This window comes from Streptomyces jeddahensis (assembly GCF_001642995.1).
Lineage (GTDB): Bacteria > Actinomycetota > Actinomycetes > Streptomycetales > Streptomycetaceae > Streptomyces > Streptomyces jeddahensis.
In genome coordinates this window covers 79,167-103,991 of the sequence record NZ_LOHS01000075.1, presented here as the reverse complement: position 1 = coordinate 103,991, position 24,825 = coordinate 79,167, and the positions used below count along the sequence as shown (strand labels likewise).

Annotated in this window: 17 protein-coding genes; 14 read left to right on the top strand and 3 right to left on the bottom strand. The window is 70.6% G+C overall.

The window, feature by feature from the left end; all coding sequences use genetic code 11:
- Positions 1–46 precede the first annotated feature (46 nt).
- The 13 genes from STSP_RS14730 (at position 47) to STSP_RS37060 (ending at position 18,912) form a co-directional block, all read left to right on the top strand.
- Complete coding sequence (locus STSP_RS14730) at positions 47–3,388, top strand: non-ribosomal peptide synthetase (protein WP_067277229.1); 3,342 nt, start codon at positions 47–49, stop codon at positions 3,386–3,388.
- 24 nt (positions 3,389–3,412) lie between these two features.
- Positions 3,413–4,417 carry a TauD/TfdA family dioxygenase gene (locus tag STSP_RS14725; RefSeq protein ID WP_067277227.1) on the top strand — a complete coding sequence of 335 codons (1,005 nt, stop codon included), beginning with the start codon at positions 3,413–3,415 and terminating at the stop codon, positions 4,415–4,417.
- The gene (gene sbnB, locus STSP_RS14720) at positions 4,414–5,487 is read left to right on the top strand and encodes a 2,3-diaminopropionate biosynthesis protein SbnB (protein ID WP_408646291.1); all 1,074 of its coding nucleotides are present in this window, start codon (positions 4,414–4,416) and stop codon (positions 5,485–5,487) included. The genes STSP_RS14725 and sbnB overlap by 4 nt, the downstream gene beginning before the upstream one ends.
- A 177-nt stretch (positions 5,488–5,664) precedes the next feature.
- Positions 5,665–6,744 (top strand): 2,3-diaminopropionate biosynthesis protein SbnA, encoded by a 1,080-nt coding sequence (sbnA, locus tag STSP_RS14715; RefSeq protein WP_067277224.1) that lies wholly within the window; start codon positions 5,665–5,667, stop codon positions 6,742–6,744.
- A 135-nt stretch (positions 6,745–6,879) separates the two neighbouring features.
- Complete coding sequence (locus STSP_RS14710) at positions 6,880–8,250, top strand: amidohydrolase (protein WP_232789638.1); 1,371 nt, start codon at positions 6,880–6,882, stop codon at positions 8,248–8,250.
- Positions 8,240–9,286 (top strand): LacI family DNA-binding transcriptional regulator, encoded by a 1,047-nt coding sequence (locus tag STSP_RS14705; protein WP_067277219.1) that lies wholly within the window; start codon positions 8,240–8,242, stop codon positions 9,284–9,286. The genes STSP_RS14710 and STSP_RS14705 overlap by 11 nt, the downstream gene beginning before the upstream one ends.
- Positions 9,287–9,430: 144 nt before the next feature.
- Entirely contained in the window at positions 9,431–10,180 is a 750-nt protein-coding gene (locus STSP_RS14700) for a glutamine amidotransferase (RefSeq protein ID WP_067277216.1), read from the top strand.
- Complete coding sequence (gene deoD / locus STSP_RS14695) at positions 10,180–10,905, top strand: purine-nucleoside phosphorylase (RefSeq protein WP_067277214.1); 726 nt, start codon at positions 10,180–10,182, stop codon at positions 10,903–10,905. Before STSP_RS14700 ends, deoD begins: the two co-directional genes overlap by 1 nt.
- Before the next feature lie 130 nt (positions 10,906–11,035).
- The gene (locus STSP_RS14690) at positions 11,036–12,133 is read left to right on the top strand and encodes a BMP family lipoprotein (protein WP_067277417.1); all 1,098 of its coding nucleotides are present in this window, start codon (positions 11,036–11,038) and stop codon (positions 12,131–12,133) included.
- A gap of 10 nt (positions 12,134–12,143) precedes the next feature.
- The gene (locus STSP_RS14685) at positions 12,144–13,724 is read left to right on the top strand and encodes an ABC transporter ATP-binding protein (protein ID WP_067277211.1); all 1,581 of its coding nucleotides are present in this window, start codon (positions 12,144–12,146) and stop codon (positions 13,722–13,724) included.
- Positions 13,721–14,833 carry an ABC transporter permease gene (locus STSP_RS14680; protein WP_067277208.1) on the top strand — a complete coding sequence of 371 codons (1,113 nt, stop codon included), beginning with the start codon at positions 13,721–13,723 and terminating at the stop codon, positions 14,831–14,833. The genes STSP_RS14685 and STSP_RS14680 overlap by 4 nt, the downstream gene beginning before the upstream one ends.
- Positions 14,830–15,762, top strand: a complete 933-nt coding sequence (locus STSP_RS14675; RefSeq protein ID WP_067277206.1) for an ABC transporter permease — start codon at positions 14,830–14,832, stop codon at positions 15,760–15,762. Before STSP_RS14680 ends, STSP_RS14675 begins: the two co-directional genes overlap by 4 nt.
- Before the next feature lie 171 nt (positions 15,763–15,933).
- Positions 15,934–18,912, top strand: a complete 2,979-nt coding sequence (locus STSP_RS37060; RefSeq protein WP_078067173.1) for an esterase-like activity of phytase family protein — start codon at positions 15,934–15,936, stop codon at positions 18,910–18,912.
- Between the two features lie 453 nt (positions 18,913–19,365).
- On the opposite strand, the gene STSP_RS14665 is transcribed toward STSP_RS37060, so the two are convergent.
- Positions 19,366–19,884, bottom strand: a complete 519-nt coding sequence (locus tag STSP_RS14665) for a MarR family winged helix-turn-helix transcriptional regulator (RefSeq protein ID WP_067277203.1) — start codon at positions 19,882–19,884, stop codon at positions 19,366–19,368.
- Between the two features lie 195 nt (positions 19,885–20,079).
- On the opposite strand from STSP_RS14665, the gene STSP_RS14660 reads away from it, so the two are divergent.
- Positions 20,080–20,847: an SDR family NAD(P)-dependent oxidoreductase gene (locus tag STSP_RS14660; protein WP_067277200.1), complete on the top strand. Its 768-nt coding sequence runs from the start codon at positions 20,080–20,082 to the stop codon at positions 20,845–20,847.
- A 120-nt stretch (positions 20,848–20,967) separates the two neighbouring features.
- On the opposite strand, the gene STSP_RS14655 is transcribed toward STSP_RS14660, so the two are convergent.
- Both STSP_RS14655 and STSP_RS14650 read right to left on the bottom strand, forming a co-directional pair.
- Positions 20,968–23,631: an ATP-binding protein gene (locus STSP_RS14655; protein WP_067277198.1), complete on the bottom strand. Its 2,664-nt coding sequence runs from the start codon at positions 23,629–23,631 to the stop codon at positions 20,968–20,970.
- Between the two features lie 158 nt (positions 23,632–23,789).
- Positions 23,790–24,779: an acetylxylan esterase gene (locus tag STSP_RS14650; protein ID WP_067277195.1), complete on the bottom strand. Its 990-nt coding sequence runs from the start codon at positions 24,777–24,779 to the stop codon at positions 23,790–23,792.
- Positions 24,780–24,825: the final 46 nt, after the last annotated feature.

The following is a 24,825-nucleotide window of genomic DNA, read 5'->3' as shown; positions in this document are numbered from 1 at the left end:
GCGGCGACGACAACGGTGGCAACGGTGAGCTGAGAGGGACGGATCGATGGCAACGCGAGTGGATGCTGACCGGGAGTTCTGGCGCGGTGTGCTCCTCGCCGGTGGATCCACCACGATCCCGCGGTGGACACTCCATCCGGTGCCGGGCCTCGGCGAGCACGAGGCCGCCGTCCCGGACGATGTCGCGGCGGCACTGCACCGGCTGGCGGAGGACCTCTCGGTGCCGCTCGGCTCCGTGCTGCTGGCCGCCCACGCCAAGGTGCTCGCCGCGTTGTCCGGCGAGCCCGAGGTCACAACCGGCTACACGGCCGACAGGGGAGGCCGGCCGTTGCCCTGCCGGCTGACCACCGAGGCCGACTCGTGGCGAGCGTTGCTGCTGGACACCCATCGAGTCGCGTCGGAACTGCTGTCGCACAAGGACTTTCCGGTCGATGAACTCCGGCGCGAGCTCGGCCTGACCGAACCGTCGATCGAGACCGTGTTCCAACCGCCTGCGGCCGGAGATACGGGAGATACGACTGCAGCCGGCGGCGATCTCTCCGGCGACGGCCATCTCACCGAAGACGGCGATCTCTCCGGAGACACCGTGCTGTGGGTCGGCTTCTCACACCACAGTGACCGGCCCATGCTGCGCCTGCGGTACCGGACCGACGCCCTCGACGCGGACTGCGCCGCCAGGATCGCCGGCTACCACCTCACCGCGCTCGCACTCATCGCCGCGGATCCCGATGCCGAGCATCGGCGGCAGAACCTGCTCTCCGCCGAGGAACTCCGGTTCCAGATCGAAGGGCTCGCGGGGCCGCGCCGGAGCCTGCCCGACGCCCGGGTGCACGAGCTGTTCGAGCAGCAGGTGCGCGCACACCCGGATGCCGTCGCCGCCCTGCACGGCGACCGGCAGTGGACCTACCAGGAGCTCAACTCCCGTGCCAACCGGCTCGGCCGGGCCCTGCTGGCGCGAGGACTGCGGCGCGAAGGCGTGGTCGCGGTGGTGACCGAGCGGAACCTGGACTGGATGGCCGCCGTCCTCGCCGTCTTCAAGGCCGGGGGCGTCTACCTGCCCATCGAGCCGCATTTCCCGGCCGACCGCATCGCGGCCATGCTGTCCCGCGCCGAGTGCGGGCTCGTGCTGACCGAACCCGGCAGCACGACCTCCCTCGACGAGGCCCTGCACGCGCTGCCGGGCGTCCAGAAGCTCATCATCGGCGCGGCCTACGACGAGGCGCCGCCCGGCCATGCGGACGACGACCTCGACGTCCCTGTCGCGCCGGACCAGCTCGCCTATATCTACTTCACCTCCGGCTCCACCGGTGAGCCGAAGGGCGCGATGTGCGAGCACGCCGGCATGCTCAACCACCTCTACGCCAAGATCGACGACCTGGAGATCGCCAGGGAGCAGGTGGTCGCCCAGACAGCGCCCCAGTGCTTCGACATCTCACTGTGGCAACTGGTCTCCGCGCTCCTCGTCGGCGGGCGGACCCTGATCGTCGAGCAGGAGGTGATCCTCGACGTCGAGCGGTTCGTCGACAAGATCGCCCGCGGCCGGGTCTCCGTGCTCCAGGTCGTGCCGTCGTACCTCGAAGTCGTCCTGACCTACCTGGAGCAGCACCCGCGCGAGCTGCCGGACCTGCGGTGCGTATCGGTCACCGGCGAGGCGCTGAAGAAGGAACTCACGCAGCGCTGGTTCGCCGCCGAGCCCGGCATCAAACTGGTCAACGCGTACGGCCTGACCGAGACATCGGACGACACCAACCACGAGGTCATGGACGGGGTGCCGGACCGGGAACGCGTCCCGCTGGGCCCCCCGGTGAACAACGTGCACGTCTACGTCGTCGACGAGCACCTGAACCCGGTGCCGCTCGGCGCTCCCGGGGAGATCGTCTTCTCCGGCGTCTGCGTGGGCCGCGGGTACGTCAACGACCCCGACCGTACCCAGCAGGCGTTCATGCCCGATCCGCACCGCGAGGGCGCGCGGCTCTACCGCAGCGGCGACCACGGACGCTGGCTGCCCGAGGGCAAGCTGGAGTTCCTCGGCCGCCGCGACACCCAGGTCAAGATCCGGGGCTTCAGGATCGAGATCGGCGAGATCGAGAACACCCTGCTGCAGGTGCCCGGTGTGCGCGACGGTGCGGTGGTGGTCGCCAAGCGGGCCGACCAGAGCAGGCACCTGGTGGCCTTCTACTCCGGCCCGCAGGCGCTCCCCGTCGACGTGCTGCGCGACCGGCTGGGTGAGTCGCTCCCCGAGTACATGGTGCCGTCGGCGTTCCACTGGCGGGAGAGTCTGCCGCTGACCGCCAACGGCAAGATCGACAAGAGGGCGCTGGCGACGCTGGCGGGAGAACTCGACGTCGTGGAGGAGGACCACCAGGCGCCGGGTACGCCGACCGAGCAGCGGCTGGCCGCCGCCTGGGCGACGGTGCTCGGCATCCCGCAGGCGCAGATCGGCCGCCGGGACCATTTCTTCGACCGGGGCGGCACTTCGCTGTCGGCGGTGAAGCTGGCGATCACCCTGGAGCGTGCGGTGTCCCTCAAGGACGTCACCCGTCACCCGGTCCTCGCCGATCTGGCCGCGCTGGTCGACGGCAGGGCGGATACCGATGGCAGGGACCGGCGCTCCGGGCTGCTGCAGTCGCTGTCGGAGCCGGACGGCGCGCCGGCCGGCGCCCTGGTGTGCTTCCCCTACGCCGGCGGCAACGCGGTGAACTTCCAGCCGATGGCCAAGGCGCTGCGGAGCAGCGGGATCGCGGTCTACGCCGTGGAGCTGCCCGGTCACGACGTGGCCGCCGAGAGCGAGCCCTTCGCTTCGATGGCGGACGTGGTGGAGCAGGTCGTCGCCGAGATCACCGAGCGTGGCCTGACCGGGGTCATGCTGTGGGGCCACTCCTCGGGCACCGCCTTCGCCGTGGAGACCGCCAGGCGGCTGCAGGAGCGCGGGGTGGACGTGCAGCGGGTGTTCCTCGGTGCGCAGTTGCCCGGCGATGCCGCCGAGCGGCGCGACGCCATCGCCGAGCTGACGGGGCAGAGCGACACCGAGATCGCCTCGAGGCTGAGCACGGACCGCGGCTACACCGAGCTCCACGAGCTGGATGCGCAGCGCGCCGGGCATATCGGCGCCGCCTACCGGCACGACTGCGTGTCCGCACACCGCTACTTCGCCGACGCCCTCGACTCGCCCCCGGCGGTGAAACTGTCCACGCCGGTCACCGTGGTCGTCGCCGCCGACGACCCGGTCACGGCGGGGTACCCGCGCCGCCACCGCGACTGGCAGCTCCTGGCCGACCACGTCGACCTGCACGAACTCGCCGAGGGCGGCCACTACTTCCTGCGTACCTGTCCGAGCGAGGCGGCACAGGCCGTGCTGCGCACCGCCGACCTGCTGCCTTCTTCCTGAGCGGCACGCTGAAAGGAAACGACGATGTCCTCCACATCCCCGGAGTCGGTGCTCGACGTGGACTTGCACCCGGGCAGACCCCCGATCCTGCGGGCCGACGCCGCCGGCGACGCGCCGGGCTGGGCGGCCGGGCACCGGGACGCCCTGCGCGCCGTCGTCGCCGAGCACGGTGCGGTCCTGGTGCGCGGCCTCGCGCTGCGCGACGCGGCCGGGACCGGTGCCGTCTTCAAGCGGCTGAGCACCGGCCTGATGGCCGAGCGGGAGGCCTTCGCGCCCCGGCGGACCTACGGCGACGGCGTGTACTCCTCGTCGCAGTGGCCGCCGAACCAGCCGATGTGCATGCACCACGAGCTGAGCTACACGCTCGAGTTCCCCGGTCTGATGATGTTCGCGTGTCTCACCGCGCCCAGCGGGGGCGGGGCAACAGGTGTGGCCGACGCGGCGACCGTACTCGACGCGCTGCCCGCCGAGTTGACTGAGCGGTTCGAGCGCGAAGGCTGGCTGCTCACGCGCAGCTACAACGACGAGATCGGGTCGTCCGTCGCCGAGGCGTTCGGCACCGACGACCGCACCGCCGTCGAGGACTACTGCCGCGCTAACGCGATCGACTTCGAGTGGCAGCCCGACGGAACCCTGCGCACGCGCCAGCTCCGCAGCGCCGTGGTGCGCCACCCCGTCACCGGCCGCCGCTGCTGGTTCAACCAGATCGCGTTCCTCAACGAGTGGACGCTGGCCCCCGAGGTCCGCGAGTACCTCGTCGAGGTCTACGGCGCCGACGGGCTGCCGTTCAACACGCGTTTCGGGGGCGGCGATCCGATCGGCGAGGACGTGGTGCAGCTGCTCAACGAGGTCTACGAGGCCAGCACCGCGCGCGAGCCGTGGCAGGCCGGCGACCTGATGCTCGTCGACAACATCCGCACCGCACACAGCCGGGAGCCGTTCGAAGGAGAGCGCGAAGTGCTCGTCGCGATGGCCGACTCGGTACGCCTGTCCGACTGTTCTCCGACCGTCGAGGTGACCGCACGATGACCACCACTGTCCGTCACGCCGCCATGGAGTCCGCCATGCCCGAGCCGCCCCCTGTGCGACCGTTCGCGGTGATCTCCGGTGCCCAGGTCCAGAAGGTGCTGGAGGGCCGCGAGAAACAGCTCGTCGAGCTGGTCGAGGCCACCTACCGGCTGCACGGCGCCGGAGATTCGGTGAACCCGCCGTCGTACTTCCTGCGTTTCCCCGACCGGCCGTCCTCCCGGATCATCGCGCTGCCCGCATCGATCGGCGGGCACATCGGGGTGGACGGACTGAAGTGGATCTCCAGCTTCCCGGAGAACGTACAGGCGGGCATCCCCCGGGCTTCGGCCGTGCTGATCCTCAACGACCGGGACACCGGCTATCCGTTCGCCTGCCTGGAAAGCTCCATCATCAGCGCCACCAGGACGGCCGCGTCGGCGGCGCTGGCCGCGGACCGGCTCACCCGGAACCGCCCTCGGCCCACGCGCGTCGGGTTCTTCGGCGTGGGTCTGATCGCCCGCTACATCCACACGTTCCTGGCCGCGAACGGCTGGTCGTTCGACGACATCGGCGTGTACGACCTGTCCGCCGACAGCGCGGCCGGCTTCCGCTGCTACCTCGAGCAGTCGGGCAGCACAGGCCATATCACCGTGCACGACAGCGCCGAGCAGCTGATCCGCATGAGTGACCTGGTGGTCTTCGCGACCGTCGCCGGCAAGCCGCATGTCACCGACCCCGCATGGTTCTCGCACCATCCCGTGGTCTTGCACGTGTCGCTGCGCGACCTCGCGCCGGAGATCATCCTCGCCTCGGCCAATTTCGTCGACGACGTCGAGCACTGCCTGAAGGCCGAGACGTCGCCGCATCTGGCCGAGCAGCTCACGGGCAACCGGGACTTCCTGCAGGGCACGTTGGACGACGTGATGTCCGGGAAGGCGGAGGTGCCGACGGACCGGCCGGTGGTGTTCTCGCCCTTCGGCCTCGGGGTACTCGACCTCGCGGTCGGCAAGTACGTCTACGACGAGGTGACCCGCTCCGGACAACTGCACGTCGTCGACGACTTCTTCCACGAACTGCGCCGATACGGATGAACGGCCGACGGCCTTCAGCGACAGCTTCGGCGTCCGAAGCGCGGTTCCCGCCTTCACCGACGCGCAGGGCTCCTCCGGCCTGCTCGGTTGGACACAGGTCTCGCCCAGCAAGCGTGACGCCCAACGCCACAGCGGATGGATGTTCGGAAGAGTCCTGCTGCATATGAGGAGGCCATCGTGCCAGTCATATCCGCGCCCCATGCCTTTAACGAATCACAGCTCTATGTCGACCTCCGCCCCATCTTCGGGCGTTCCCTCTACTTGAAGTGCGAGGGCTTCAACTTCGCAGGCTCGATCAAGTTGAAGGCCGCGACCGAGATGGTGGAGACCGCCGAGCGAGAGGGAGTCCTCAAGCCGGATTCGATCCTGGTCGAGTCCTCGTCGGGGAACCTCGGCGTGGCGCTGAGCATGATCGCGGCGAGCAAGGGCTACCGGTTCCTGTGTGTGACGGACTCCCGCTGCAACCTGTCGACCAGGCTGCTGATGGAGGCATTGGGCAGTGAGGTGCACATCATCGCCGACCTGGATGCCAACGGCGGCTTCCTGGGCGCGCGCATCGACTACGTCCGTGCGCTGTGCGACTCCGATGACCGATACGTATGGCTCAGTCAGTACACCAATCCGGGCAACTGGAAGGCGCACTACCGGAAGACGGCACCGGAGATAGCGCAGCGCTTTCCGCAGCTGGACGTGCTGTTCGTCGGGGCCGGCACCACCGGGACCCTGATGGGCTGCGCACGCTACTTCCGTGAGTGGCACCGGCCGGTGCGGATCATCGCTGTGGACAGCGTCGGCTCGGTGATCTTCGGTGGTGCGCCGGGCCGCCGTATGATCCCGGGCCTCGGCATGAGCATGCGTCCACCGCTCCTGGACGAGTCCTATGTGGACGAGGTGATCCACGTCGAGGAGACGGACGCCATCCGCGCCTGCCATCGTCTGGCCAGACGCGGCTTCCTGTTCGGCGGCTCCACCGGCACGGTGGTCAGCGGCGCGATGCGCTGGCTGGCCGAGAACGACATGCGTGACGTCACCGCGGTCGCCATCGCCCCGGACCTCGGCGAGCGCTATCTCGACACCATCTACCAGACCAATTGGCTGCACGATCTCTACGGGGACAACGTGCTCGACCCCGATGAGCCCGGCGAGGATTCGTGGGCGGCCGACGCCGCGCCGACGCGGTCGAGGGGCGGGCGCCCGCACCTGGGGACCGGCGACAAGGAGGGTAGCCCGCGCCATCGGCACCGGGACCGCGAGTGATCAGGTGCATGTCGAGCACCGGCCGTCGCGCCCGGGCCGCCCGGACGCGTCCGTGACGAGCAACGCATCCCAGGCTGTGCTCTGCCCTCGGGACGCCCGTTGTGCAAAGCGTTTTGCATCTCTACCTTGTGCCGCATGACCCAAGGGATGAGTGCCAGTGCGTCGCCAGGACGCCTGCTGGTGACCGGCTGCGACGTGCTGCGCGTCCCCGCCGACGGCGAGTGCGATGTCCTGCGCGGGCAGGACATCGTGGTGGCGGACGGTGTCATCGCGGAGGTACGTCCCGCTGCTCCGGTCCGCCCGGCGCCCGGCGACGACGTGGTCGACGGCCGTGGCCTGCTGGCCGTCCCCGGTCTGGTCAACGCGCACACGCACAGTCCGATGGTGCTGATGCGCGGCGCGGCCGAGGACGTGAGCGTCGAGGCGTGGTTCAACGAGCGGGTCTGGCCGATGGAGAGCAACCTCACCGCGGCGGACGTCCGGCTCGGTGCCCGGCTGGCCTGTGCGGAGATGATCCGCTCGGGTGTCACGACTTTCGCCGACCACTACTTCTTCCCCGAGCAGATCGCCGAGGCGGTCGGGGAGACCGGGCTGCGGGCGGACATCGCGCCGACGTACTTCAGCAGCCGGGGGCAGGAGGCGCTGGAGGAGACGGTGAAGTTCGCGGAGACGTGGCACGGTGCCGCGGACGGGCGCATCACGGTGTCGCTCGGCCCGCACGCCCCGTACACCGTGAACGACACGGACCTGCGGACGCTGGCCGGGCATGCCCGGCGGCTCGGGCTGCGGACGCATATCCACGCCGCCGAGCACCTGGAGCAGACGCAGTCCAGCCTGGAGCGCCGCGGCAGCACGCCGATCGGTGTGCTGTACGAGACGGGGGTGCTGGAGGCCGGCGCCCTGATCGCGCACGGCTGCGGCATCGTCGAGCAGGACCTGCCGCTGCTGGCCGAGTTCGCAGCGACGACCGGTGTGGCCTGCTGCCCCAAGGTCTATCTGAAGCATGCACTGTCCCCGCTCACGCCCGTCCGGGAGCTGCTCGACACCGGGGTCGCGGTGGCGGTGGGCACGGACGGCGCCGCCGGTCACAACACCCTCGACGTCTGGGAGGCGCTGCGCCTGGTCGCGCTCACGCAGAAGCAGGCGGTGCGGGACGCCACCTGGATGACCGTGTCCGGCACGCTGCGGCTCGCCTTCCGCGGCGGCGCCCGCGCCCTGGGCCTGGCCGAGCGGGTCGGGGCACTCGAGCCGGGCATGCGGGCCGACATCGTGCTGACCGACCTGTCCGGACTGCACTGCCGTCCGCTGCACGACCCGCGCGCCGCGCTCGTCTACAGCACCCGCGCGAGCGACGTCCGTACGGTCGTTGTCGACGGCCGGGTCCTGATGCGCGACGGCGTGCTGCTGACCGTCGACGTCCCCGCCCTGAGGGCGGAGACCGACGCCCGGGTGGCCCGGATCCTCGACACCTCCCACGGAAGGGCGGTGCAGCACTATGACCCGTGACCCCCATGGACCCGACAGCGGCAGATCCGCGGTCCGCAGGCCCGCGTCCATCAAGGACGTGGCCGCGGCCGCCCGCGTCAGTCCGACCACGGTCTCCCATGTCCTCAGCGGCAACCGGCCGGTCAACGAGCAGACCGCCGCGCGGGTGCGCAGCGTCGTCAACCGGCTCGGGTACGTCCCGGCGTCGCTGGCCCGCAGCCTCCAGGCGGGCTCCACGTCGGTGATCGGCCTGATGATCCCCGACATCAGCAACACGTTCTTCGCCGAGCTCGCCAAGGGCGCCGAGGACGCCGCGCACGACCTCGGCTACGGCGTGATCCTGTGCAACACGGAGTTCGACGCGGAGCGCGAGGACCGCTATCTCGGCATGATCCGCAGCCGGTTCATCGACGGCATGGTGTACGCCTCGGGCTCGCCGCCCTCGCGGCGGCGGCTGGAGGCGCTGATGGGCCGCTTCCCGATCGCGCTCGCGGACGAGGAGGTCGACGGGCTGGAAGGCGCGCTCATCGCCACCGCCGACCACGAGGCGGGCGGGCGGCTGGTCGGGGAGCACCTCAGAGAGCTCGGCCACCGCCGGGCGCTGATGGTGACCGGTCCGCGCGAACTGAAGAGCGGTGTCGCCCGCGCCGGAGGCTTCGTCAAGGCCTTCCAGGGGCACGTCACCGAGCGGGTGGGCGACTTCAAGGAGCACTCCGGCTACCGCCTCGTCTCCGAGCTCCTCGCGGCGGGCGATCCGGACTTCACGGCCGTGTTCGCGGCGAACGACCTGATGGCCTTCGGAGCCCTCACGGCCCTGCGCGAGGCGGGGTTGTCGGTGCCGGGGGACGTGTCAGTGGTCGGCTTCGACGACATCCGGGCGGCCTCGCTGGCCCATCCGTCCCTGACCACGGTCCACCAGCCCGCGTACGACGTGGGCCGCACCGCCACCGCGCAGCTGCTCCAGTACGTCTCCCGGGGCGAGGTACCGCCCGCATCGCGGCACACCCTGCCCGTCGAACTCAAGGTGAGGGCGAGCACGGCGCCGCCCGCCCGCTGACGACCCCGGCCGTCCTCGCTCTCGTCCTGAACTCCCGGCCCGTACGCGTAGTCCTGGCCGTACCTGTCACCACCTGTTGCTGCCGACCCGCTCTCTCCTCCTGCGGGCCGGTTGATCCCTTACACCCCGAAAGGACGGTTCCGCATGCCCAGAGTGCTCGTCGTAGGCGAGTCCTGGTTCACGTACACGGTGCACCAGAAAGGCTTCGACGTCTTCCACACCGCGGAGTACACGGAGGGCGGAGGTGTGTTCCTCGACGCGCTGCGCTCTCGCGGCCATGACGTGACGTATGTGCCGTCGCACGAGATCCCGACCCGCGTCCCCGGCTCGGCCGACGGCTTCGACCGGTTCGACGTGGTGGTCATCAGCGATGTGGGTGCCAACAGTTTCCAGCTGCCGCCCGAGACCTTCGGCCGCTCGGTCCCCGCCGCCGACCGGTCGGAGCTGGTGCGCGCCTTCGTCGAGCGGGGCGGCGGCGTGCTCATGATCGGCGGCTATCTGACCTTCAGCGGGATCGACGCCCGCGCGCGCTGGGGACGGTCCCCGCTGGCGGCCGCCCTGCCGGTGGTGATGGAGGACCGGGACGACCGGGTGGAGCTTCCGGCCGGAGCCGCGCCCGAGGTCGTGGGCGACCACGGGATCGTACGGGGGCTGGAGAGACTCTGGCCCGCGCTGCTCGGTCTCAACGAGGTGACGGCGAAGCCGGACGCGTCGCTGCTGGCCGAGTGCGCCGGGCATCCGCTGCTCGTCGTGGGCGGGCACGGCGCGGGCAGGTCCGCGGCGTTCACCTCTGATGTGGCGCCGCACTGGGCGCCGCCGCCGTTCCTGGCGTGGGAAGGCTACGCGGAGCTGTGGGACCGTCTGGTGCGCTGGCTCGCCGGATCGGACCTGTGATGGCGACGCCCCACATCGCCGCCGGGCCCGGCGACCTGGCCCCACTCGTGCTCATGCCCGGCGACCCGAACCGGGCCCGGCGCATAGCCGAGACGTTTCTCAATGACGCCCGGCTGGTCACCGACGTACGCGGCATCGTCGGCTACACCGGCAGCTACCGGGGCGAGCCGATGTCGGTGCTCGCCTCGGGCATGGGGATCCCGTCCATCTCGATCTATGCGACGGAGCTGTTCCGTCACTACGGCGTCCGCAGGATCGCCCGGGTCGGCACGGCCGGTGCGATCACGGCCTCGGTGTCCGTACGGGATGTCGTCATCGCTTCCGCAGCCCACACCGACTCCAGCGTCAGCAGGCTGCTGGTGGAGGGCATGACGCTCGCACCGGCCCCGTCCTACCGGCTGTTGCGCGCGGCGGGCGACGCAGCCGAGCGGCTGGTCGCGGAGTCCGCCGGCGGCGCGGTGCACATCGGTCCGGTCTTCAGCAGCGACCACTTCTACCTCGACCGGCCCGCCGTCTTCGACGCCCTGGACCGCCGGGGCACGCTCGCGGTCGAGATGGAGGCGGCGGGACTGTTCGCGGTGGCGTCCGCGGAGGGCGGCGAGGCCCTCGCGGTGCTGACCGTCACCGACCATCTGCGCACGGGCGAGGCCCTGTCGTCCGGGGAGCGGGAGACGTATTTCACACGGTCTCTGCGTATCGCGGCAGAGGCGTTGCTCGGCCCCTGAAGTTTCCCGACCAGAAATACAACAGCAACACATCACTCATAGCCAAAACGTTTTGCACAACTTACTGTCGGGCGCAGCCGGACAGGAAAGAAATCCGCATCATCCGAATCAAGCGAATGGGAGGTCGATGATGAGATCCGTGAAGGGCACCGCCCTGGTGATCGCGAGTATGGTCGCGCTGGCGGCGTGCGGGAGTTCGGGCGGGGACGGCGAGAAGTCCGGCGCTCAGTCCTCGGGCAAGCCGCGCATCAAATTGGTGATCAACGGCGGGCTGGGCGACAAGTCGTTCTTCGATTCCGCCTACGCGGGTCTCAAGAAGGCGCAGAAGGACCTCGGCTACGAGCTCAAGGTGGTGGAACTCGGCTCCGACCGCACCAAGTGGGAGCCCGGTTTCGAGGATGCCGCCGCGGCCGACGACTACGACATCCTCGCCGCCGGCACCTTCGACGTCACCGACTACATCGGGAAACTCGCACCGGAATACCCGGACAAGAAGTTCTGGGTCTTCGACGCCCCCGTCGACTACACCGGCAAGAACGGCACCTGCTCCAACAAATGCGAGAACGTGTACTCCGTCACGTTCAAGCAGAACGAGGCCGGTTATCTCGCCGGATTCCTCGCCGAGGAGCTGGTGGCGGCCAAGTCCCTGAAGGGCACCGAAAACCTGTCGAAGGTAGGTGTGATAGGTGGCGTCAAGATACCGGTCATCGACGACTTCATCGTCGGCTTCAAGGCGGGATTCAAGGACGCGGGCGGCAAGAAGTCGGATGTCCTCGTGCAGTACGTCGGCGGTGACAAGCCGTTCGGCGACCCGGCCAAGGGCAAGGAGATCAGCACCGCGATGTACGGCCAGGGCGCCGCGCTGGTGTGGCCGGTCGCGGGCCTGTCCGGGCTCGGCACCTTCGAGTCGGCGGTCGCCGAGAAGCGGTACACGTTCGGCGTCGACTCCGACCAGTACCAGACCCTCGCTGACGACGCGCAGAAGAACACGGTCGTCACCTCGATCCTCAAGAACGTCGGCAACGCGCTGTACAAGGCGGCGCAGGAAGACCAGTCGGACGCGCTGAAGTACGGCGCCGTGGACAGTGTCGGCCTCAAGGACGACGCCGTCGGCTACGTGGCCGACGACCACTTCGAGGAGCTGGTGCCGGAGAAGATCCGTACCGCGCTCGAGAAGGCCGCCGACGAGGTCAAGTCCGGCTCCGTCACGGTGCCCTCCGCCTTCTAGGCGTACGACGATGCACAAGGCATGGGAGCGGTCCGGGCCGGCCATCGGCGCCCGCGCGGTGACCAAGACGTACGGCAACGGAGTCCGCGCCGTCCGCGGTGTGGACCTCGATGTCCCGGTCGGTGAGATCCGCGCGATCGTGGGCGAGAACGGCGCCGGCAAGTCGACGCTGATGAAGATGTTCTACGGCCTGGAGCAGCCCAGTTCGGGAGAGGTCCTGGTCGGGGGGCGGCCGCGCGTGCTCGGCGGCCCGGCCTCGGCCATCGGTCTCGGCGTGGGGATGGTGCACCAGAACCTGATGCTGGTGCCCTCTTTCACCGTCGCGCAGAACGTCGTGCTCGGCGTCGAGCCCGGCCGCCGCGGCCGCGTCGACCTGAAGGCGGCGGCCGAGACCACGGCCCGCCTCGCGGAGGAATCCGGGCTCGCCGTCGACCCGAATGCCCGCGTGGACGAGGTGTCGGTCGGGATGCGGCAGCGCACCGAGATCCTCAAGGTGCTCCATCGGGGTGCGCGCGTGCTGATCCTGGACGAACCCACCGCCGTCCTCACCCCGCAGGAGACCGAGGACCTCTTCGCGGCCGTCCGGCGGCTGCGCGACGGCGGGATGACGGTCCTGTTCATCTCGCACAAGCTGCGCGAGGTACGGGAGATCAGCGACCGGGTCAGCGTGATGCGCGCCGGTTCCCTCGTGGGAACCGTCGACACGTCCGACGCCACGGAGCGGTCGCTGGCCGCCATGATGGTCGGCCGCGATCTCTCCCTCGACGTGGACCGGGCTCCGGCACGCCGGACGGGCGTCGCCCTGCAGGTCCGCGACGTGCAGTACGCAGCGCCCACCGGGCAGTCCCTGGACGGCATCGGCTTCGACGTCGCCGCCGGGGAGATCGTGGGACTCGCCGGTATCGAGGGCAACGGGCAGACGGAACTGGCCGAGATCCTGGCAGGGCTGCGGCGCCCCACCTCCGGCGCGATACGCGTCGGCGGGACCGGCACCGCCGGGCTCGACGTGGCCGGTCACCGCAGGGCCGGCATCGGCTACGTACCGGAGGACCGGCTGCGCAACGGCGCCGCACTGGACGAGTCCATCGCCGACAACCTCGTCGTCGACCGGCACGACCGCGCGCCCCTCGCCCGACGCGGGCTGCTGCGACCGCGCGCCGTACGGGCCCACGCCGAGCAGCTGATCGAGGACTACGCGATCCGCACCCCCGACGCGTCCGTCCCGGTGCGGGCCCTGTCGGGCGGCAACATGCAGAAGGTGATCGTCGCCCGTGAACTCTCCGCAGCGCCACGGCTGTTGATCGCCTCACAGGTGACACGCGGCGTGGACATCGGCGCGATGCGGTTCATGTACGAGCGGCTGGGCGCCGCCCGCGACGCGGGCGCCGGCGTCCTGCTGATCTCCGCGGACCTGACCGAACTGCTCGCTCTCGCCGACCGGTTGCTGGTCATCAAGGACGGCCGGCTGGTGGCCCGGTTCGACGACACGAGCGGCCTCACCGAGAAGCGGGTGGGCCTCTACATGCTCGGCGTGGAGCGCCACGACCACGACCACATCACCACCGGCCTCGAGGAGGTGGACGCGGTATGACCGGCACCCTCGTCGAGACCGAGGACCGCCGCCAGTACAAGGCGACCCGGCGGCGCGGCCTGACCGTCGACCTCAGCATGACCCTGGCCACCATCCTGGCCGCGCTGGCCATCGGCTTCCTCGTCATGCTGCTGACCGGCAACGACCCGGTAGGGGCGTACGAAGCGATGCTCACCGGGCCACTGGAACGCTCCTTCCGCGTCGGACGCTGGCTGGAGGACGCCACCACGCTGACCCTGCTGGGCCTGTCGGTGGCCATCCCGTTCCGGGCCCGGCAGATCAGCCTGGGCGCCGAAAGCCAGCTCTACGCAGGTGCGCTCGCGGCGGCCGCCGTCGCGGTCTTCCTGCCGCTGCCGCCGGTCGTCGCCGTGATCGTCCCGCTCGTCGCGGCCGCCGCAGCCGGTGCCGGGATGGGCCTGGTCCCGGGCGCGATGAAGGCCCGGCTCGGCGCCAACGAGATCGTCGCCACGCTGATGCTCAACGCCATCGTCGTACGGGTCTACGACTACTTGGTCAACGGCCCGTTGAAGGAACCCGGCAGCAGCGCCGTGCACTCGAAGTCCATCCAGCAGGACTCGGCGCTCACCCCGCTGAGCGACTGGTTCGGGATACCCCTGGGCCGGGCCAACGTGGGCCTGCTGCTCATGGTGTTCACGGCTGTCGCCCTGTGGCTGCTCATCACCCGCACCCCGCTCGGCTACCGCATCCGGATGACCGGTTCGAACCCCGAGTTCGCCGAGTACGGCGGCATCCGCGTGCCGCGCGTCATCGAGTGGAGCTTCGTCATCGGCGGCGCCGTCGCCGGTCTCGCCGGAGCCCATCTCGTACAGGGCGTGTACGGCCGTCTGGAACCGGGCCTCGCCGGAAGCCTCGCCTTCGAGGGGATCGTGGTGGCCCTGCTGGCCCGCAACAACCCGCTGGTGGTCGTGGTCGCCGGCCTCTTCTACTCCTACCTGCGTGCCGGGGGAGACATCATGGAACAGCAGACGGACGTCGGCACCGAGATCGTGGTGGTCATCCAGGCCGTCATCGTGCTGCTCGTCACCGCCCAGGCCCTGCCCGACCTGCTCAAGCGGCGGCTCGCCCGCAGGGAGGTGGCGGGCCGATGAGCGCGGTCCTCGACGTCGTCCTCAGCAGCGCGTTCCTGGCCGCCGTGCTGCGGGTCTCCACCCCGTATCTCCTCGCCGCCTTCGGCGGACTGGTCGCGGAGCGGGCCGGGGTCAGCAACATCGCCCTGGAGGGCCAGATGCTGAGCGCCGCCTGCACCGGCGCGCTGGTCGCCGGGTACAGCGGGTCGGTCGCTCTCGGCGCGCTGTGCGGAGTCGGTGTCGCGACGCTGCTCGGGCTGCTCCTCGCGGCGCTGCGGCTGGAGCTGGGCGCCGACGTGATCATCGCCGGAATCGGCCTCAACCTGCTGGCCTCGGGCGGCACCGCCTACGCGGTGTTCACGCTCCTCGACGACAAGGGCGGCACCTCCGGCCTGAAGAGCGGAAGCCTGCCCGCAGTACCCCTTCCGGGCATCGACAGCATCCCCCTCCTTGGCGATGTGATCAGCGGCCAGAACATGGTCACCTGGCTGGCGTTCCTGACGGCGCCCGTCATCGCCTGGCTGTTCTACCGGGCGCGCTTCGGCTTCCATCTGCGCGCGGTCGGCGAGATGCCGGACGCCGCGGCGTCGGTGGGCATCCCCGTCCGGCGCGTGCAGTACACGGGCCTCGCCCTCAGCGGCGCCCTCGCCGGTCTCGCCGGAGTCTTCCTCAGCATGGGCTATGTGTCCTTCTTCGTACGGGACATGACGGCGGGCCGCGGCTTCATCGCACTCGCCGCCGTCTTCCTCGGCGGACTGCGGCCGTGGGGCGTGTTCCTCGCCGCACTCGGCTTCGGCGCGGCGGAGGCGCTGGCCGTACAGCTCGGCACGCTCGACGTACCGCCGCAGCTGGTCTCGACGATTCCGTACGCGATGACGCTGGTCGCGCTGGCGGTGTACGCGTGGCGCCGCAGGAGGCAGGCGGGCGTGGAGGTGGCCGCCTCGGTCTGACACCCGGTTTCCGGGCGCTCCCCCATCCAACCGAATTTCCCTGACGCCGTATCGACATGAGCACCGTGCGGTGACGATGCCGCACGCCCTCATCACCCCTCATCCGTCACCCCCATCTCGTCATGCCCTCGTCTTCTCATCCCGAGAGACCCTCACGACCTGGAGCACCGCATGCGACACAGACACCGGGCACGCCGCAAACGGGCCCTGCTCGCCGCGCTCGCCGCCACAGCCCTGCTGGGCGGCCTGACCCTCGCGAACGGTTTCGCCACGGAGACGGAAGCGGCGGAGCGGCCGGACGTCCGGCTGCTCGACACAGTCAAAGTCCCTGCCGGAACCACCGAGTTCGGCATGCCTTTCGGCGGCCTGTCCGGCATCGACTACGACCCGGAATCCGGTGAGTACGCGGCTCTGAGCGACGACCGCTCGGAGAACGGCAAGGCCCGCTTCTACACGCTCCGCCTGCCACTGGACGACAGCGGCTTCGCCGACGGCAAGCCGGAGCTGGACGACCTGACCGTCCTCGAGGACACCACCGGCGAGCCCTTCGCCACCAAGGCCGTCGACCCCGAAGCGATCAGGTGGGCGCCGGACCACAAGAGCATGCTGTGGACCAGCGAAGGTGCCTCCTCCTCCGGCCAGCCCGCGTTCGTCCGCGAGACGTCCGCCTCCGGCGCGTACGTACGCGATCTGCCGCTCCCGAAGGCGTACGCCCCGGTCAGGTCCGACTCGGGCACGCTGACCGCAGGCGTCCGCAACAACCAGGCCCTCGAAGGCCTCACCTACTCCCCCGACGGCACCAAGGCCGTCACCCTCACCGAGAACGCGCTCGTCCAGGACGGCCCGGCCGCGAGCCTGACGGCGAAGAGCCCGTCCCGGCTGCTGGTCATGGACGCCGCGACCGGTAAGCCGGAGGCCGAGCACGTCTACGAGGTCGACCCGATCTCCGACGCGCCGACCGCCCCGCTGCCCTCCCCCGTCGGCGTGTACTCGGCGGACCGCGGGGTCTCCGAGATCCTCGCGATCAACGAGACCGACTACATCACCGTCGAGCGCTCCTTCGCCTCCGGCGTCGGCTTCTCCATCCGCCTGTACTGGACGAGCACCATCGGCGCCACCGACGTGAGCGGCAGGGACGCCCTGTCCGGCGACGAGAAGCCCATGCCGAAGAAGCTCCTCTACGACTTCACCACCTCGGGCACCGACGCCGACAACGTCGAAGGCATCACCTGGGGCCCGAAACTGCCCGACGGCTCCCGCTCGCTCGTGCTCGTCGCCGACGACAACTTCGGCTTCAACGGCAGCGTCACCACGTTCCATCTGCTGTCCGTCCGCCCGGACCTGCTCGCGACCCGGACACCGGACGTGAACAGGGACGGCACCGTCAACGCCAAGGACGTCGCCGCCATCCCGCACGCGGGCCGGGCGGGCGACCTCGACGGCAACGGCAAGACGAACGCCCGGGACGTCAAGCTGTGGACCTCGTACACGCACGACTTCCCCACGGCCCAGGCACGGCCGTCCACGGCGACCATCCAGTTGCTGTCCTTCAACGACTTCCACGGCAACCTGGAGCCGCCGTCCGGCCGTGACGCCACCCTCGGCACCAAGCTCGACGCGAAGTCGACGCAGGTGGGCGGAGCCGAGTACCTCGCGACACGGCTCAAGCAGCTCCGCGAGGGCACCGAGGGCTCGCTGACCGTCGCCGCGGGCGACATCATCGGCGCCAGCCCCTTCCTGTCGGGCCTCTTCCACGACGAACCGACCGTGGAGTCAATGGAGAAGCTGCACCTGGACGTCACCAGCGTCGGCAACCACGAGTTCGACGAGGGCACCGACGAACTGCTGCGCATCCAGAACGGCGGCTGCCACCCCGACGACGGCTGCTACATCAAGGAACAGCCGTACGACGGCTCGGAGTTCCCCTGGCTCGCCGCCAACGTCGTCGACCACTCCACCGGCAAGCCCCTCCTGGCGCCCACCTGGGTCAAGAAGGTGGACGGCGTGAAGATCGGCTTCATCGGCATGACCCTCGAGGGCACCCCCGAGGTCACCGGCCAGTCCGGCATCACGTCCGTGCGTTTCCTGGACGAAGTCGAGACCGCCAACGCGTCCGCTCGCCGGCTGCAGAAGCAAGGCGTCGAGGCGATCGTCGTCCTGCTGCACGAGGGCGGTGTGCAGGCCGGCTCGTACGGTCAGTGCGACGGGATCTCCGGGCCGATCGTCGAGATCGCGAAGAAGCTCGCCCCCTCCATCGACGCCGTCGTGACGGGCCACACCCACCAGCCGTACATCTGCTCGATCCTCGACCCGGAAGGCAACCCGCGCTCCGTCACGTCGGCGTCGTCGTTCGGCCGCGTGGTCACCGAGACGCGGCTGCCCGTCGACCGGCGCACCGGAGACGTCGTACGCGACCAGGTCGCCGCGATGAACCACCTCGTCACGCGCACCGGCCCCAAGGACGCCGACCAGACCGCGGTCATCGCCAAGTGGAAGGAGCTGTCGGCACCCCTCGCCAACCGGGTCGTCGGCCGCGTCACCGGCGACATCACGCGGTCGGAGACCCGCGACGCCGAGTCCGGCCTGGCGAACCTGGTCGCCGACGCCCAGCTGGCCGCGACCTCGTCGGCCGACCACGGCGGTGCCCAGATCGCACTGATGAACCCGGGCGGGGTGCGCGCGGACCTGACGTACGCGTCGTCCTCGGGCGGTGAGGAGCCGGGCGAGATCACCTACGCGGAGGCGTTCGCCGTACAGCCCTTCGCCGGATCACTGGTGTCCATAGACCTGACGGGAGCTCAGATCGAGCAGATCCTCGAAGAGCAGTTCAACGACACCGGCACGCGCGCGCCCACCCTCATGCTGGGCGTCTCCAAGGGCCTGACGTACTCCTTCTCGCGCAGCGCCCCGGTCGGCGACCGCATCGACCCGGAGTCCGTCAAGCTCAACGGCGAGACGCTGAAGCCGGACGCCACCTACCGGGTCACCGCCAACACCTTCCTCGCCGCAGGCGGCGACGGGTTCACCACCTTCGCCCAGGGCACCGACCTGGTCGGTGGCGGGGACGACATCGCGGCCCTGACCGACTACCTCACAGCCAACAGCCCGGTCGCACCTCCCGGCACGGACCGGGTGGCCGAACTGCCGTAGCTCCCGACGTACGTATCGGAATACGTGGTTCTGCCGACGCTTTCAGGCACGCGTCTCTGAAAGCGTCGGCATCCGTGTCAGCACCTGGAGCGGGGGGACATGCAGCGAGCGCACGGCAGTTGGCGCGGGGCGCGGCCGCGCTCGGAGCGGTGGTCAGCCTTGCCGTCGCCGGGTGGTTGACCTGGCTGCTCCCCGGACCGGAGTTGTCGGCCATGCTGGGCGTGGGGCCCGTGGACGGCGTCATGGCGATCGCCGAGCGCCACGACGCCCACGATGCGGAGGCCAACTCGGCCGGCACCGACTGCACAGGGTGGTACGCGCCACGCGGGGCGGGCGAGCCACGGACCGGTGTCGTGCTGCGTCCAGCTCGATACGGGCCGTCACCTGATCGTCTTTCCTTCCACGGGATGCCGGGACGGCGACCGTACCAACTCCGCGACGCGGACCCTGCGCTCAGCCGGCGGCTGACGCCTCTGCGCTTTCCGGAGTCTCCTCGCCGTCCTTGTAGGCGAGGAAGTCGTCGACCATCCGGTGGAACAGGGTGGCGAGCTGCCTCAGCTCCTCGGGCGACCACGCGGCCAGCGCCGCCTCCATACTCCGGCGACCGGCATCGCGGATGCGCTCGACCGCATCGCGGCCGAGGGAAGTGAGCTGGATGAGCTGAGCGCGGCGGTCGTCGGGGTCCGGGACGCGGGTCAGGTAACCGGCCTTCTGCAACTGCTGCACCTGCCGGGTGACATGGGACGCCTCCACGGCCAGCCGCGCGGCCAGCTCGCTGGGGCGGAGGGGCTCGGCATCGTAGATCTGCCGCAGGAGCGCCACTGCGGCACGGTCGAGCGGCACTCCAGCCCGGGCCATGAGGCGGTCGTGCTGCCGGACTCGGCTGGTCAGATACACGATGCGGCTGAGGGCTCGCTCGATCTCGGCCACATCCGTCGAGACGGGAGTGGTTGGTCGCGGCGCTGTGGGCATACCCCCATCCTACATTACTTGCTTGACTCAAGTAATACGGCCGTGCTTACGTGAGTGAAGCAATCAAGCTGTGAGCCTCGCCGTCCCGCCCGCAGGCGACACCTGCATGGCGCCCTCTCCGGCCCAGCACAGGGAGCGCCCGGGCGCGCACAGAGCAACACGGGCAAGACACCGCACGACAACAAGGAGCACCGCATGAGCAGCACCGGCCTTCAGGGGCGCGGCGTCATCGTCACCGGAGCGGGTTCGGGGATCGGCCGGGCCGCGGCCCTGAAGCTCGCCGCCGAGGGCGCGAAGGTCCTCGCCGCGGACCTGAACCGGGACGGCGCCGAGGAGACCGTCAAGGCGGTCGAGGACGCGGGAGGCGACGCCCGCGCGGTCGTCGGTGATCTCAGTGACCAGCAGGTGGTCGACCATGTCGTCGCCACGGCCGTGGAGGCGTTCGGCGGCATCGACGTGCTGGTGAACAACGCCGGCATCATGGACCGCATGTCGGCTCTGGGCGAGACCGACGACAGCGAGTGGGAGCGCGTCATACGGATCAACCTGACCGCTCCGTTCCTGCTGACCCGCGCCGTGCTGCCGCACATGCTGTCCGCGGGCAGCGGGTCGATCGTCTTCACCGCGTCCGAGGCCGGCCTGCGCGGCAGCGCCGCCGGCGCGGCCTACACCGCCTCCAAGCACGGCATCGTCGGCCTGGTCAAGAACCTCGCCGTCATGTACCGCAAGCAGGGCATCCGCGCCAACGCCATCGCCCCGGGCCCCACGATGACCAGCATCCAGGTCGACGCCAGCGCGGAGGCCCACGGCCCCGCGCTGATCGGCCAGTTCATCGGCGCCAACATCGGCCGGATGGGCACCGCCGAGGAGCAGGCCGACGCCATCGTCTTCCTCGCCTCCGACGCCGCCGCCTTCGTCAACGGCGCCATCCTCCCCGTCGACGACGGCTGGGCCGCCGTCTGAAGCAACGCACGGCACTCGGGGTCGGTACGGCACGGCGCCGCCGTGGCCGTACCGGGCCCCTCCTCTCGATCGGCAGGCTGTGTGCGGGCCTTGCCGTGATCGTGCGGGGTGAACGTTTCTTCAAGTGCGTGGCTGTCCCGAGGCCAGCGCCTGCCAGGCCCGGGCGGCGAGGGTGTCGGCGCCGCACCTCTCGGCGAGCTCGAAGCCGCGGCGCAGTTCAGCGGGGTTGCCGGTCAGCAGGCCGTACTCAACGCGCGCGAGGGCGTGTTCGTACGTCGACGGTGACGCGGCGAGGCGGGCGACGGCCTGGGCGAGGAGCGGTGCGGCGGCGTCCGGGTCCGCCACGGCGGCGGCGCAGCGCAGGGATTCGCCCACGGCGGTGTCGGTGCCGAAGCGTTCTGCGTGCTGCCGGGCCCGGGCGGCGAGCGACGCGGCGCGGCCGGGGTCGTCGCGGGCGAGGGCCCGGGCCAGTTCGAGGGCCCATGGGGCGCACACGGTGTTGTGGCGGCCGCGTGCCTCGAGTGCGGCTCCGGCCGCCTCGAGCTCCACGACCGCGTCCTTCGGGCGCCCCTGGGCGAGCAGCAGCCGGGCGCGGACGGTGCGGACGTCGGGACACACGACCAGGTCGGGGTACGGGGGTGCGAAGTCGTACTCGTCGGCGATCCGCTGGGCCTCTTCGGTGCGGCCTCGGGCCAGCAGGGTGTCGATGAGCCTGCATGCCGCGTCCCAGTGGACCGGCAATCCGGCCCCGACGCGGTCGGCGTGGCGCAACCCCTCGCGCAGGAAGGTTTCTGCTTCGGCCAGCCTGCCGCGGCGCCGGTGCACGCCGCCCATGAGCGTGTACACCAGGGCCAGGTGAACGCCTTTCCAGCCGGATATCTCGTACGAGAGCAGGGCCTCGGTGAAGAGGTCCTCGGCCCGGTCCAGCTGGTCGGTGTAGGTGCAGTTGATGCCGATCAGCACGGGGTATTCGCAGCCCCACTCGGTGTCCGTCCAGCCGAGGCCGCGGGGCGGGCGGCCGCCGTCGAGGGCGCGGTCGCAGAGGGATGCGACATGGCCGGCGTCCTCGCCGCGCAGCATCGCGTCGAAGGCGCGGACGGTGAGCAGGGCGCGTTCGGCGTTGGTGCTGCCCGGCAGGTGGTCGGCGAGCGCGGCCAGCCGCCGTGCGCGGCCCTGGCCGTCGTCCTCTTCCCCGCGGCACGCCTCGTACATGAAATGCGCCGCCTGCAGGCGTAACCGGCCGAGTCCGGGCGGAGTGTGGGCGAGCGCCGCCTTGACGGAGGCGGCGGCCTCGCGCATCTCGTTGTTGTGGGCGAGGGTCTGGGCGAGACGGCAGGTGGCGTCGACACGCAGGTCGTCGTCGAGCCCTGGCAGATCGAGTGCGGCGCGCAGGTGGCGCACCGTGGTCGGCAGCGAGGTGTGGAGGGTGGCGCAGCCCAGTTCGTAGTGGACCTGGGCGCGCAGGCGCCCGTGCGGGGGCTCGCGCAGGGCCCGCTCCAGGCAGCGCCGGGCGGCGTCCGGGGCGCCGACCGCGAGGTGTTCGGCGGCAGCTGCGCGCAACTGCTGTACGACCTCGGGGTCGTCGTCGGGCTGGACCTCCAGGAGGTGGCGGGACGCTGCTGCCGGGCCGAGGCCCGCCTGGGTGGTGAGCCAGGCGGCGCTGCCGTGCATGGCGGTGCGGGTGGCCGGCGGGATCGCGCGGTACACGGCGGTGGCGATCTGGGAATGCACGAACTCCAGCGGATCGCTGGCCGTCAGTATGCGAGCGTCGCGCAGCCTGGCCAGGCAGTCGGCGGCCTGCGCCGCTCCCAGCCCGGCCAGGCTCTGGACCAGTTCCAGCGAGATGTCCGTGCCGAGTACGGCTGCGGCCCACGCGAACCTGGTGGCGTCGGCGCCGAGCTGCTCGAGTCTGTCGATGAGCCCGCGTCCGCGCGCCGTGGCGCCGATCCCGCGCAGCAGATCCGCTGATTCCGCCACGGGCTTGATGTCACGGGAGCGGACCTTCTCCAGCAGTTCGACGGTCTCGTACGGGTTGCCACCGGTGACCGCCCATACCTCGCGGCAGAAGGATGCGTCGGCGCCTGTGCCGAGCGCGTCGCGCACCAGTTCCGCGGTGGCCTCCGGAGTGAAGGCCTGCAGGGTGACGCGCATCCGTGCGGCCTCTCCCACGGCGGTGAGATGCCCGAGCTCGCTGCCGTAGAGCTCCGGTGGGCGGTGGGCGACGACGATCAGCAGCGGCAGCCCGGACACGCCCGCGCTGAACGACGACAGCCAGCACAGCGATTCGGTGTCGGCCCAGTGGGCGTCGTCGACGATGAGGACCAGAGGGCCGTGGCTGCACGCGAGACGGCCGACCAGCCGGCCGAGTCCTTCGCATACGCCCTGCGGACAGGTCGGCGGACCACTCGCGGGGGCCAGGCCGACGGCGGGGCCCGCGATCTCGTAATCCTCGGCGAGGAGTTCGCGCGCCTCTTTCGCGCTGAGCCCGTCGAGTACGGGATGCAGCAGTTGCCGTACGAGGTGGAAGGGCAACGACGTCGTCGCCTGGCTGCCGCGGGCCGACCACACCGTGCAGCGATTCTCGGCCGTGGTGCGCACCGCGCCGAGCAACGCCGTCTTGCCGACGCCCGCCTCTCCCGTATAGACGAGCACGCCGCCTTCCGGGCGAGCGGGGCAGAGGAGGGTGTCGACGGCTCGGGCGGCCGCGGCAAGCTCCAGCTCGCGCTCGAGCAACAGGGGCGGCCTGGGCGGCGTCGGCGGCTGAACGAGCGGAGTGGCGGTCATGCTGTCCCAACGAGGCCGGTGCGGAAGGACGTTGTGGGGATTCTGAGAGTAGCCCGGCAAGGCGGTGTGAGGACAGGGGTGTTGCGTTGGGGGCGGACTTGGCGTAGTGGCGCTTGAGGGCGGTTGCCCTGCTGACCGCCGCGCTCGCAGACGTCGTCTCAGTCGCCCAGCACCTCGCGCACCCACGACAGTTGCTTGCGTACGTGCACGGCGTCGCCGTGCTCGTGACCGTTGAAGGGATACGTGTGTATCACGCGGGGCGGGGCGCTGCCGGTCAGTTCGCCGTAGCGGTTGAAGGCGGAGTACGCGCCGCTGGGCGGGCAGACCGTGTCGCGCAGGCCGACGCCGAAATGGGCGGGAGCCTGGGCGCGGCGGGCGAAGGAGGCGCCCTCCATGTAGGAGAGGGTGCGCATGGCAGCGTCGACAGCCTCGCGGTGTACCGAGAGATAGGCGGTGATCTCGCCGTAGGGAGGGGCGTCCGTGAGGTTCAGCGCGCGGTGGATGCCGCACAGGAACGGGGCGCTCACCGCCACCGCCGCCAGGTCCGGTACGAGTCCGGCGACGGCCAGGGCGAGGCCGCCGCCCTGGCTGTTGCCGACGGCGGCCACGCGCGCGCCGTCCACGCCCGGCAGCGTGCGCACGGCCGCGACCGCGCGCACCGCGTCCGTGATGAGCCGCCGGTAGTGGTAGTCGTGCGGTGAGAGCAGGCCGCGCGCGGCCGGTCCCGGGCCGCCGGGCGCGGAGGCGTGCGGGTCCGGGGTGGCTCCGCCGCAGCCGTACTGGTCGCCCTGTCCCCTGTTGTCCATGAGCAGGTGCGCGTATCCGGCGGCGGCCCAGGTGAGCCGTTCGTGCGCGAGGCCGCGGCCGCGCCCGTAGCCCGCGTACTCGACGACGGCGGGCAGGACACCCGACACCCCGGCGGGGCGGCTGTACCAGGCGCGCACCGGTTCACCGGCGAATCCGCGGAACGTCACGTCCCAGCTGTCGACCAGCCGAAGGCCGTTGTCCACGGGTTGCACCGAGACAAGCGGCTCGTCTTGTTCCGCCTGCTTCAGGGTGTCCTGCCAGAAGGCGTCGAAGTCGGCGGGCTCGTCGAGTGCGGGACGGTGTCGCTCCAGCTCGTCCGGCGGGAGGTCGAAGGCGGGCACGGCACCTCGCAGGCGATCGGGGACGGCAGGCAGTCGTCCGGTCGTT